Origin of the sequence: Pseudomonas psychrophila (assembly GCF_001043005.1) — a bacterium.
GTDB classification, from domain to species: domain Bacteria; phylum Pseudomonadota; class Gammaproteobacteria; order Pseudomonadales; family Pseudomonadaceae; genus Aquipseudomonas; species Aquipseudomonas psychrophila.
The window spans coordinates 98,332-110,690 of sequence record NZ_JYKZ01000007.1; the positions used below are offsets into that span (position 1 = coordinate 98,332).

The following is a 12,359-nucleotide window of genomic DNA, read 5'->3' on the forward strand; positions in this document are numbered from 1 at the left end:
TAATACATGCGCTATTTGCATGGCTGCCTGGAGGTGACGCTCTCTATAGCTGGAATTTATGCCGGATCTGGTGATATAACCAACGTTATAAATTCATTGATTGATTCTGAAAACGCATGGATAAAATCCGCCACGTACCCTCGCTCCAGGGATTGCAGGCGCTGGTCGAGGTTGCAGACTCGGGCAGCTTCACTCAGGCCGCGCAAACCCTGTGCCTGACTCAAAGTGCTGTCAGCCGCAAGATTCAGCAACTTGAAGCGCATTTCGGTGTTGCACTGTTTGCCCGAACAAGCCGCAACGTGCGAATGACAGGCGAAGGTGAGCAGGTGCTGGCCAGTGCCCGCAGTATTCTTGAACAATTGAAAGTGCTTGAAGACCGGCTTTCGCCGCAAAAGCGGCCATTTAGAATTCGCATGCATGTTTCGCTGGCCGTTCGCTGGTTATTGCCAAAGCTGAGCGACTTTTACCTGCAGCATCCGGACATCGCCTTGTCGATTGAGACGGTCGCAACCGAGATAGTCGAGCCGGCTAGCGACAGCGACGCCTACATCCTTTACCTGCCAAGGCCATCGAGCGATCCAGCGTGCATGGTGCTGTTTGACGAGGCACTGGTGCCGGTGTGCGCGCCGGACCTGGGGCCGCTGACATCCATGGCAGACCTTGTGCACTTTGCGCTGCTGCATCGTTCAGCCGACCAGCAAGCCTGGACTGACTGGTTGGCGGCAAACGAAGGCAAATCGCTGCAGGCCTACAGGCATATTCCGTTCAATCTCGACGAACTGGCACTGGATGCCGCAGCGCGGGGCCTGGGTGTGGCGGTGACCGACATGACCCTGGCGGCAGAGTCCATTCAACGCGGGGTGTTGATTGTCCCGTTCGGCGAGCCGTTAAAGACCGGCGGTAACTATTCTCTGTGCCTGCAGCCGTCGGCCAACTCGCATCCGGCGCGTTCCGAAGTGCTGCAATGGTTTGCCCGGCAGGCCGAGTGATAATGGAAGACTTGTTAAATTTTGTAATAAGTCTTCTCGCAGGAATATTTATAAATCGCTGTAGGATTGCCTCCCCAATTCAATACAGGTTTGTATGAACGCCCTACAGGAACCACCCAGTCGCAGCTCTGAGCCTGCGCCCCTTCTTCGCTTGATCACCTCTGTCGAGCGTGCCTTACCTTTCTCCAGCCCTTCGTTTTGCGATAGCACATCCGTTGCTACGCTTGCCCGTGCGCGCTCGTCGTTAACCCTGAACCTTCGTGAGATTGACTGATACCTATGGAATGGATTGCAGATCCCACGGCCTGGCTCGGCCTGTTGACGTTGATTGTGCTGGAACTGGTACTGGGCATTGATAACTTGGTGTTTATCGCCATCCTGGCAGACAAGTTGCCGCCGGAGCAGCGCGATCGTGCCCGGGTCATTGGTCTTACGCTTGCACTGGTGATGCGTCTGGGCCTGCTGGCCAGCATCTCGTGGATCGTCACGCTGACGGCGCCGTTGTTTGAAGTGTTCGACAAATCGTTCTCGGGTCGCGACCTGATCATGCTGTTCGGCGGCCTGTTTCTGTTGTTCAAGGCGACGATGGAGTTGCATGAACGACTGGAAGGGCATGTGGCCGAACGCACATCAAGCATGGGCTACGCCATGTTCTGGCCGATCGTGGCGCAGATTGTGGTTCTGGACGCTGTGTTTTCCATGGACGCGGTGATTACCGCCGTTGGTATGGTTGATCACCTGTCTGTGATGATGATCGCGGTGGTGTTCTCGATCGGCTTGATGATTATTGCCAGTAAACCCCTGACCAAATTCGTCAACAGTCACCCTACGGTGATCATGCTGTGTCTTGGCTTCCTGATGATGATCGGTTTCAGCTTGACCGCTGAAGGCCTGGGCTTCCACATTCCTAAAGGCTATCTATATGCCGCCATCGGCTTCTCGATTTTGATCGAAGTGCTGAACCAGATTGCTCGTGCGCGTCGCAAGAAAAGCGTGCAGGGCCTGCGCCCGATGCGTGAGCGAACCGCTCATGCGGTGATGCGTTTGCTGGGCGGCCGGACCTTGAGTGCAGATGAAGTGGGCGAAGACATTGCTGACATGCTTGAAGGCGGGAGTGAAAAGGACGTCTTCCATCGCCGCGAACGGGTGATGATCAGTGGCGTACTGCAACTGGCAGAGCGCCCGATTCGTACGGTGATGACGCCACGGGCCGAGATCGATCATATCGATCTGGCTGATTCAGCAGACACTATTCGCACGACGCTGATGCACTCCTCGTACTCCCGATTGCCTCTGATCCGGGAAGGGCGCGTTGACGAGCCGTTGGGTTTTGTTCACAAGAAGGAGTTGCTCAAAGAGCTGCTGGCAGGTCACGAACCTGATTTAGAGGCCATGGCGCGCAAGACCATCAACCTGCTGGACAGTTTCACGATCCTCAATGCGCTGGAACAGATGCGCAAAGAGTCGACGCACATTGCGTTCGTGATTAACGAGTTCGGCGACTTTATTGGGCTGTTGACCATGACCGATATTCTGGAATCCATTGCCGGTGAGTTGCCGGATGCCAGCGAGATCGAAGGGCCAAATATCGTTGCACGTGAGGATGGTTACCTGGTCAGTGGTGCATTGAACCTGAGCCAGATCCGTCAGCACATCGGCTTTGCGGGCAAGGCTACGGATGACTATCAGACAATAGCCGGGATGGTGATGAGTTTGCTGGATCGCCTGCCGATGATTGGCGACAAGCTGGAGTGGGAAGGCTGGACCATGACTGTGGTCGAGGTAGAGGAGCGTCGGGTGACGCGGGTGTTGCTGAGCAAGCCTGCAGAGGTTTTGGCTTAGACATAGAACCTGTGGGAGCCGGGCTTGCCCGCGATGGCAACACCTCGGTCAGTCAGACCGAGGTATTGCCTCCCATAAGGGTAGTGTTTACTGGCTGTCAGGTAGCGCGTAAGCGATCACGTAATCGCCACGATCAGGCGACTGACGTGCACCACCAGCCGTGATGACGATGTATTGCTTGCCTGTTTTAGGCGACACAAATGTCATCGGGCCACCTTGGCTGCCGACTGGCAAGCGGGCTTTCCAGGCTTCTTCGCCGTTGGCGGAGTTGAAGGCGCGCAGGTAGTAGTCCTGAGTGCCGGCGATAAACACCAGGCCACCTTGAGTGGACAGCGTACCGCCCAGTGTCGGCATGCCTATTGGCAGTTGCAGACCCATTTTGATGCCCATCGGGCCGGTGTCCTGAACGGTGCCAACCGGCACTTGCCACGCGATTTTCTGAGTCTTCATGTCGATGGCAGTCAGCGTCCCGAAAGGCGGCGCCTGGCACGGAATGCCTGCCACCGACAGGAAGCGGTTTTTGTTCACGGCATAAGGCGTACCCTTGAGCGGAACTGCGCCCATGCCGGTGTTCAGGGCTTCGCCGCCGGAAGAAGCCTTGGCGTCTTTTTCTTGCGGCACCATCTGTACCCACAAGCCCAGACGCATATCGTTGACGAAGATAAAGCCGTGTACCGGGTCAGTCGACAGGCTGCCCCAGTTCATGCCGCCAAGCGATCCGGGGAAGCTCAACGACACGTCAGTGCCCGGCGCGGTGTACAGACCTTCGTAACGCATTTTCTTGAACGAGATGCGGCACAGCATTTGATCGAAAGGGGTTGCACCCCACATGTCCGACTCAGTCAGTGTTTGCGCGCCAATTTGTGGCATGCCCACGGACTTTGGCTGAGTCAGCGAGTAGGGTTCGTCAGGGATATTCGACGGTTTGACCGCAACTTCTTCGACTTTAGTCAGTGGCTGGCCAGTGTGGCGATCCAGCACAAAAATCTGTCCTGCCTTGGTACCGATCACCAGGGCTGGCACCTTGCTGCCATCTGGCTTGGCAAAGTCGATCAGGCTTGGCTGCATCGGCAGGTCGAAGTCCCACAGGTCATTGTGGACCGTCTGGTAAACCCATTTTTCTTCACCGGTGGTAGCGTTCAACGCCAACACGGATGCGCCGTACTTGTGATCCAGGGCTGTACGCTCAACGCCGTAGATGTCAGTGGACGAACTGCCCATCGGCAAGAACACCGTGTTCATCAGCGGGTCATAAGACATGGGTGCCCAGCTGTTGGGCGTGCTGCGAACGTAAGTCTTGCCGTCAGCCGGAGCTTGTTTGTCTTGCGGGTTGCCCGGATCAAAAGCCCAGCGCATGGCGCCAGTCATCACGTCGAAACCACGTATCACGCCACCAGGCATGTCGGCCTGCACGTTATCGGCAACACGGCCGCCAACTACCACTGTAGTGCCCGCCATCAGGGGTGCCGACGACAGCTGGTAGTAGGAATCAGGCACATTGCCCAGTCCAGCCTTGAGATCAACCTGGCCATTGGTGCCGAAGTCCGGGCAGAACTGGCCGGTATCCGCGTCCACAGCAATCAGGCGAGCATCGATGGTGTTGGTCAGCAGACGACGCTGACATGCAGCACCAGGGGCAACCGTTACCGCTGCTGCCGGAGTGCTGCCGTCAGTAGGCTGGGTGACGGCGCTCGTGGCGTCAAAATAGGCCAGGCCGCGGCAACGCTGCCAAACTGCCGACTGTGCATTGATGTTGTTTTTCCACAGCTCTTTACCTGTATCGGCATCCAGAGCAATGAGGTTGTTGTGGGGTGTGCAGATAAAAACCTTGTCGCCCACTTGCAGAGGGGTCATCTGGTCTTCAGCACCATTGCCGTTGCTGATTGCAACGTCACCGGTCTGGTAGGTCCAGGCTGGCACCAGTTTGGATACGTTGCTGCGGTTGATTTGGTCCAGCGCAGCAAAGCGGCTGCCACCCTCGTCGTTACCGTAATGCGCCCAGTCTTTCTGGGCTTTGTCCGGATCGACCTTGGTCAGGCCAGGGCCATTGCCGGTTGGCGCGACCGAAGCGTGGGGCTGGAACATTCCCCAGGCACCGGCAGTGATGGCTACAGCCAGCACCGCGCTCAGCCCGTATCCAGCGTTGCCGCTGAGTCCGTTGGCCTTGCGCAGGGTCGGGTAAACCAGCGCCACGACAAGGCTCAGTACGGCGAGGGCGAACAGGCGCGAAACCAGCGGCCAGAACACCAGTCCGGCATCGACCAGCGCCCAGATGACACTGGCCACCATCACGGCGGCGAACAGCCAGGCACCTGCCAGACGCTTTTTGAACAAGAGTATGGACGAAGCAACCATACCGAGGCCTGCGAGCAGGAAGTACAGGCTGCCACCCAGCGTGGCGAGGTAACCACCACCGGCTACAAAGAGCAATCCGAAGACAAGCACACCGAGAGCGGCGACCCAGATGGGCCAACGGCTTACAGCTGCCGAAGGTTGAGCATTAATCATTTTTCATGACCCTATTGATGCATGAACGGTTGGGAGGAGGGTATAGCGTTTAACTGTAGCGGCTTGCAGGCCAGGCGCAGGCGAGTCCGGAGGTTCTTCACGTCGTCGAGCTCCATGCAGGGCTGGTCAACAGCACGAGAACCGACCAGAATAGTTATGTACTAAACAGTTAGTTTCCTAACTTTAACAAAAACGCGGCCCTGCGACAAATTGTCAGTGCCGGACGACAGGAGAGGGGGAAGGGAGGGGGCGTGCGTCAGCCCAAGGCAAAGCCTGCGCACGCCCACTTTTTAGCGCTCTGCTAGAAATGCCAGTCCTCAGCCTTGATCAACTGGCAGAAAGGCCCGGCAAGGGTGGCGTTGTGATGAGCCACGATATCCTGGGCTGTCAGGGCCGGGGTGTCTGAGCAAGTATGGCCGTCGGCGATCAGCACGGCATCGAACCCCAGGTCGCGGGCAGCCCGGCACGTACTGTCGACGCAATATTGAGTCTTCATGCCTGCGATGACCACGCCGGTGGCACCGCAAGCGCGTAAGTTTTCCGCCAGCCCGGTCAGTGTGAAAGCGTTGGGGCGATTTTTTTCAAACACCACTTCGCCACCCGCTAACTTGAGTTCCGGTGCAAGCTCCGTCAACGGACTGCCGGGTTCGATGGGAGATCCGACAGGGCCTGTATGGCGCGCCAGAAATATCGTTGCACCTGCGCTACGGGCTTTGTCCATCAGGCTGTTGACCGTTTCCAGCAACTCCTCGCTGCGCCATGGCTTGTCAGGGCCGTGAACGAGTCCGACCTGGACGTCCAGAATCAAAAGGGCGTACATGGGTGCATCTCCTTGCATAGTAGCCAGCGACACAAGGGCATAAAAAAGGCCCTGTCCATCGCTGGCGGGCCTTTGAAGTTCGTTTGCTATTGGCTCACGACACCTCGCACGCTCCGCATTTAGCGGTCGTGGTCGGGGTGGTGGTCAATGTGCGGTAATAATCTGTCATCAATTCACACTAGCAATATCGCAGCAAGCTGACAAGCCAGTACTGGGGCCTGAAATCTGTCACGAATAGGGAATGCCATCTTTGTGGGTGAAATGCCATTTGCCGTCAGCCCCGGTAACGGCTTGTATGTCGTCAGAAGGATAATTCACGCGGTCCCCTGTGCTTCGATCGCCGACCTCAAGAATGACGCAGGTTACGTCAGTTCTATTCTCAAGATGGTGAGCGACACCTTTGGCAGGGAAGCCGGCAATCATTCCCGGAGCCAGTTGCAGCGACTCATCCGCCTGAAATAAGGTCGGATGACCCTCCAGTACATAGATGAACTCGTCTTGCAGCTCGTGAGAATGGTGAAGAGACGAAATACTTCCTGGAGGTAAGTGGATCAGGTTTACGCCAAAATTCTTGAGGTTGAAGAGGTCGCCCAAGGGCCTTTTCTGGCGGGCCTGCATGAGTGAAGCAAAAGGCTCAGGGTAATTGCTGGAGCGAATTCTCTCTGGCGCATCGAGCGCATAGAGGGGGCCTGAGAACGGGGTATGGGCCAATGTGTGTCCCTCCAACAAGCAGGCAATGGGAGAAAGGTTACTGCGAACTCATATAGCTTCAAATGCGCGGATCAAGCGAAGAGCATAGATGTTCATTACGCAGGACACCGGATTGAGGACGCCGATACAGCCACAAACCAGGCAATGGAGAGGGGATAAAACAGCGTGTATTATAACTATACTAAATAGTTCTTTAGTTTAGTTATAATATTTGGTTATGTTCAGGGGCTTGAAGTCATGGGCCTGAACACGGGCGGTCAAGGGAGATCGTCACAGGGCTCAACGGAGATAAGGTGCATGAATAGCCACCTTTAGCAGGCCCCATGTCTAGTGATTTTTGTACGACATCAGGTGCTCACTGTGACCTGTTTGAGTATCAACTTGCTCCTTGACCACCTCAAAGCCTTGTGACTGATAGAAGGCGATGCTGGGCGTGTTCTCCTTGTATACAGCCAGTGTCAGCTCATCCCGAAGGTTTTTTACATGCTTAAGCAATTGCTTGCCCAGGCCTTTGCCTTGATGGTCTGGATCGACAAACAGTGCGGCCAGTTGATTGCCCAGCAAACAACAAAATCCCAAAACTCCCGATTGATCTTCAACCACATACGTTTCAGATCCCGGTATGTAAACGTCACGCATAGCTTCTAAATGGGATTGCCAGTAAGAAGCATCGATAAAGTCATGGGCCTTGATGGATGCTTTCAGCCAGATGTCCAGAATGCGTTCCATATCGTCGTGCTCAAATGCTCTGATCATTTGTCCATTCCATTGCGGTTATCACTGCGGACCGGTGCGGTGCAAAGCTTGCGATTATGCCGCAAAGCAATGGGCGTGTAGTGATCCAGGCAGAAAGTGTCCAATGCTTAGAGCGGACGACCTTGAAGCACCGTAATCAGCAATCCCATTTGAGACGGCGGCATAACTACAACGCTGCGAAGAGTTGTTTAATCATCGGATCATCTCAACGGCGTGCTGCAGACTAAAGTGTTTTCGGTGAGCGATAGCCGCTGGAGGTGTTTACTAGAGAGCAGTTAAAAGGTCAGGAAGATTTCAGAGTGCTCTGTGCATTGAAATCTGACCTCCACTGACCTTGATGTTCTATTACGCAAGTACGCATAATGTATATTATGTTAAACCAGATGCCATGTTAGAAATGTTCATGATGTCACCAGCCCCCCGAAAACCAGACTTTGCCTGAATTGACCATACACCCCTCGAATCAACCCGTTACGTTCCATCTCTCCAGTACCTCCTCAGCTTCACCAGCTCTGCCATCCCTGATCGCCCGGTTTGAAAACCATAATTCAGCAGCTAGAGATCCCATCTGAAATCGCATCGTCCAGTTCAGGCAAAGCTCTCGGTCTACTATTGAAACTGAAGCTTCACTGAACTGAGCCGACGATCTCTTTAGTTTAGTCTTCTCCCGTATCGCGTTTCGTTAACGGCAACCGAATAGCTCACGCGGCTATCAGCAAAATTTCCCGCGCCTCGGTCGCATGCTGAAGCAGCCCAGGATGCTTCACTTCAAGCTCAATGAGATCAGCTTGGTAGGTCAGAGACGGCGTCATCTGTGTTCCATCCTGCAGGAAACGAGTCAGACCAGCGAATTGCTCATGAGTGATCGTTGACGCAACACTGCGATCGTTGGACAAAGCCTCTACCCGAGAAGCATTGAGACTGGTGATGTCGGTGGCAAGCTCCGTCAGGCTTTGTCGGGCGTACTTGTGAGAACCAGCCTTCAACTGAACGTGGGACATCATCAAGCCAAGGTTTACCAATCGGTTTTGCAGCAATGAAATCTGCTCGAAGAGTACAACGTTGCTGGTGGCATTCCGTGAATGCCGTTCCAGGAGAAGCCTGGTGAACTCATACTGCTCATTGAACGATCCAATCAATATCCTGAGCTGATGAGCATCGCCTTCTTCGCAGAACTGTACTGCGGTGCGTAGCAGGCCTCGAAAGCGAGCCTCATCAGCGAGTAGGTACCGTTCGTGAGCCTCACTCACCAACTGCCAAGTCTCTGCGATCGTTTTTGATTGTTTCTCCATTTCCCGGCTAATTTTGTCGAGTTTTTTGCACACAATGACAAAGCCCACGGTAGTCACCGCGAGGTTGAGCCCGCTCATTACGAGATTGGCCGACTGTAGTCCCTGGAGCACATTCATGCTCTGCTGCACTTGATCCATGCCTGTTTGAAGCGACCCCAGGCCACTGGATAGAGTGGATTGCAGGTTCTGTAGGCTCTCTTGGACATGCCCTGAGTCGCCCGGAAAAAGGAGGTGCCCGACGATCTGGCCAGCCTTCTCGGTTCCCTTTGAGTACCGGACTACGCCACCCCAAAGCGTGTAATCTCCGCTATGCAGTTTGGCCAGGACATCTGGGATATCAGGCAGGGAGCGTATAAGCGCGTCAACGTTTACAAACATGCTTTCAATTTCTCCGTGTAGACTTCGAAGTCTTGGTCGTAACGTGCGCGCCGTAGCTTAGCGACGTGCAGCACGGCAGGAATGGTGATCCGGAACGCCGGCGACGACGCCTGGTAAATCGCGAGTCCTGCGGCTCCGATAGCAAGTGGAGCTGCAACCATTGAGAGCACCCGGCCTCCTAATGCGCTGGCAAAGCCCGCCCCGCCACCAGTGGTAGCCATACCACCCAGGCTACCGGCAGACAACATCAGCGTTTTCACCATTTCATTGATGTAGCCAGCGAGATTGCCGCCGCTCAGATAATCCTTGAGCGCTTCATCTCCCATGTATTTGTCAACGGCCTGGCGGATGATGATTTCTTCAATGGCGAAGATGTCATCTTGCGCGGAGGGTTTCCCGTCCAGCTTTTTCGCGACACCCGTCGCTACCTCGAGGTAGTTGATGCTCTCCGATTTGATTGCGGAGACAATGGTATTGCTTCCGAACGCACAAATTTCCTTTTCAAGCAGGCCCGAAATAGATTGCAAGCGGCCCTGCACCTTCCGGGTCATGATGGTTCCCTTCACGTCGCTGTCGAGGGCTATCCTGCCCTTGCCACTGTCGGTGATCAGGTCGGCCAAGACTTCCAGATCCGCTGATGCGGCACGCGATAAGAGATCGGATATCGACCGGTCTCTCGGAACAATTGACTCCATGTATCCCCCTGTAAGTATTCCTAAAGTGGCCGCTCATCAAAGCAATGATTGCCTATGGCCAGTACAGGCGTGCTGATTTTAGCCACAAGACACGCGTGTGTCTTCCCGCTGGAGAGTCAGGCTGGGGCTTACTGAATAAGGAATGCAGAGCAGACGCCATGTAACGCGTTGCAGCGACGCTTGCTCCATGGGCAGGCTGCCCTATGACCTTCCCTACCGCAACAGTTTTCGCCTTCATCCCACAGCAGCCTCAAGCCCCGGATTATCCGCCACTCGATGAGAAGCTGGACAGCCAAAGTGTGTCCATTTTCCAGGCAATTGGCAGTGCTTATTCGATCCTAGACAGGATGATTGCCCGCGACTCCGGCTGTGCTAATGCAGCTGCTGAATTCTTCGTGATAACGCTGATGAAGGACGGTTGGTCATGGGAGACGTCGTACCGGTTGGTGATGGAGACCGACTAGCAGCACCGGATGTACCAGGCCTGGAATGTCTTGAATGCCGAGAACCGTGCGAACGCCGCAGCGCTCGACTACGAGGTTTACCAGAACTACTGGCCAAACTTAGACTTCTGCAGCGACGCGCGGCTAGGAGGCAGGATTTGCGGGGGCTTTTGGGGCGAAGGGGTTCAAAGGCTGGTGACACATGAGGCTCGTAAGGCACTGATTAGACAAACCCGCTATAGGCGTCCGCTCTCTCAACGGGCCATGTACTTTGTGTTCATGGCGAGTCGTTGAATGAGATGGCTGCCAATATTGGCGCGGCGGCTATCAAATCCGCAAGACTCAGGCTGGCAGGATCGAGGTCTGCAAGAGGTTGGTCAGCGTTAAAATCAGCACCGTGCTTGATGTGATAAAAGTTTTTCAGCACCTAGGACAGTCGAGACCCACAGCCAGGCGACATCTCGCGCTCAACATCGCGCAGCGGTCGCAGGTACACGGCGGGCGGCTAGCAACTGACGCACATTGACGTCCAAGCTTTGCCCTCCTCCTCCATGGCCGCTACGGACCGCGACATCAACCCAGCGACAAGCCAACTGATCGTTATTCAGTCGGCGTGCAGTCCAGTGCACATACCCCATCGTGAGCGCTGACAAATACATCCGTGTTTTCCTGTCGCAAAAGGTTTTGGCACGATACACGCTTGCAGTAGCACGTGGGCTTTAGCGAGTGGTCTCAGCATGATGGGCACCGCTTAGGTGCCTTTGCCTTTACTTCCTTGGGGTAATTATGTCACAGCTTTCGATTTTTTTATTGTTTCAGGTCGGTCACCCGAATTTCCTGTAATTGCAACTCCGACATTGCATCCACGGACATAAACCGCACTGGAGATTGCTGGTCGGCTCCCAGCAGTCTAAACATTCCGCGCAGATTGGATTGGCCATGTCCCCATGGCTACAATGCGGCACCTTCCAAATACGGGTGTGCCATGTCCCCTAAAGTAACGAGCGACCTGAAATTTTCTTTTGACAATCAACGTCTCGCTTATGATGTTGGGGAGTTTTGGGATTGGGCATTTTCGAACATCACGACTCCCGTCATCCGCGGTGTCATGATTGAATTCATTCTGGCTCGACACCTGATAGATAACGTCGACGAAATAGTGTTGGACCGGGTGCTGGACTTGACACACCAAATTCCGCGCCCAGGACAGCTGGCTAAGAGCTTGGCACCTTTTTACAGCAAACAACCCCATGGTGATGTCTTTGACTTGCAGCTGACATGGGGAGTGACGATTGAAATCAAAAGTACGAGCAATCGCGAAAAATGGAGGCTCAATAAAACGTGTAGATGGAATATGGCTAAAGACAAGAACAAGGTCGAAAAAGTCTTTCCCGCCCAATACTACATCCTCGCGGTTGTTGAAAAAGATCCCGAAGTGAGCGTGACGCACCTGAATCTTTCCGAGGCTGAATTCTACTTGTGCAGCGGCAAGACATTGGACTTGAATGTGGCGGCACCCCAGAAATCGGTGGGTTTCAAGAAGTTCTCAGAGATCTCAGTACGATGTGGCTTCAGCGAGCTGGTCCCTGTGCTCCATGAGCTCCAACGCCAAGAGCACGAGCGGGTCAGAAATCTGTTGGTTCCTGGATGGAAACAATCACGCCCTCCTTCATTTCATTCAAACTTTATGCCCTTGGCCGTCGAAGCAAATGGGAAAGTAACCGGAGCCTGGTATCAGGGAGGGAGTGGAGCATTGAGCAACCCGACCGCCATAGACGTTCGATGGGTTGACGGCGCGAATCCTGACTGGCGGGATTGGGAAGCCGTAGGCTTCAAGTATGAACCTGAAATTTAGCTGGCCATCATGCTCTCCCCAAGTGCCTTTGCGGTGAGCGACGGGCTTCACGTGATCTCGCGAAATTGGG

10 protein-coding genes are annotated in these 12,359 nt (G+C 54.6%); 4 read left to right on the forward strand and 6 right to left on the reverse strand.

What is annotated here, in order from left to right; genetic code table 11:
- The first annotated feature begins 116 nt into the window (after nucleotides 1-116).
- Together TU76_RS16505 and TU76_RS16510 are read left to right on the forward strand one after the other, a co-directional pair.
- Entirely contained in the window at nucleotides 117-989 is an 873-nt protein-coding gene (locus TU76_RS16505; RefSeq protein WP_019822724.1) for a LysR substrate-binding domain-containing protein, read from the forward strand.
- 279 nt (nucleotides 990-1,268) lie between these two features.
- Nucleotides 1,269-2,831, forward strand: coding sequence for a TerC family protein (locus TU76_RS16510; RefSeq protein ID WP_048352121.1), 1,563 nt, complete (start codon nucleotides 1,269-1,271; stop codon nucleotides 2,829-2,831).
- Nucleotides 2,832-2,918: 87 nt separating this feature from the next.
- Here the strand turns inward: TU76_RS16510 and TU76_RS16515 are convergent, their stop codons facing one another.
- The 6 genes from TU76_RS16515 to TU76_RS16540 all read right to left on the reverse strand — a co-directional run bounded on the left by TU76_RS16515 (nucleotide 2,919) and on the right by TU76_RS16540 (nucleotide 9,991).
- A complete protein-coding gene (locus tag TU76_RS16515; RefSeq protein WP_048352122.1) occupies nucleotides 2,919-5,339 on the reverse strand; it encodes a glucose/quinate/shikimate family membrane-bound PQQ-dependent dehydrogenase in 2,421 nt (806 codons plus the stop codon).
- A 301-nt stretch (nucleotides 5,340-5,640) separates the two neighbouring features.
- Nucleotides 5,641-6,159, reverse strand: a complete 519-nt coding sequence (locus tag TU76_RS16520; protein WP_048352123.1) for a cysteine hydrolase family protein — start codon at nucleotides 6,157-6,159, stop codon at nucleotides 5,641-5,643.
- A gap of 228 nt (nucleotides 6,160-6,387) precedes the next feature.
- Nucleotides 6,388-6,870, reverse strand: coding sequence for a cupin domain-containing protein (locus TU76_RS16525; protein WP_019822716.1), 483 nt, complete (start codon nucleotides 6,868-6,870; stop codon nucleotides 6,388-6,390).
- A gap of 327 nt (nucleotides 6,871-7,197) precedes the next feature.
- On the reverse strand, nucleotides 7,198-7,626 hold the full coding sequence (locus tag TU76_RS16530; RefSeq protein WP_046809381.1) for an N-acetyltransferase: 429 nt from the start codon (nucleotides 7,624-7,626) through the stop codon (nucleotides 7,198-7,200).
- Between the two features lie 701 nt (nucleotides 7,627-8,327).
- A complete protein-coding gene (locus tag TU76_RS16535; protein WP_048352124.1) occupies nucleotides 8,328-9,296 on the reverse strand; it encodes a hypothetical protein in 969 nt (322 codons plus the stop codon).
- Nucleotides 9,287-9,991: a YaaW family protein gene (locus tag TU76_RS16540; protein ID WP_048352125.1), complete on the reverse strand. Its 705-nt coding sequence runs from the start codon at nucleotides 9,989-9,991 to the stop codon at nucleotides 9,287-9,289. The genes TU76_RS16535 and TU76_RS16540 overlap by 10 nt, the downstream gene beginning before the upstream one ends.
- Nucleotides 9,992-10,194: 203 nt before the next feature.
- Between TU76_RS16540 and TU76_RS16545 the strand changes: the two genes are divergently transcribed.
- Nucleotides 10,195-10,455: a hypothetical protein gene (locus TU76_RS16545; RefSeq protein WP_231984099.1), complete on the forward strand. Its 261-nt coding sequence runs from the start codon at nucleotides 10,195-10,197 to the stop codon at nucleotides 10,453-10,455.
- A gap of 964 nt (nucleotides 10,456-11,419) precedes the next feature.
- The gene (locus tag TU76_RS16550) at nucleotides 11,420-12,289 is read left to right on the forward strand and encodes a hypothetical protein (protein ID WP_048654706.1); all 870 of its coding nucleotides are present in this window, start codon (nucleotides 11,420-11,422) and stop codon (nucleotides 12,287-12,289) included.
- Nucleotides 12,290-12,359 lie beyond the last annotated feature (70 nt).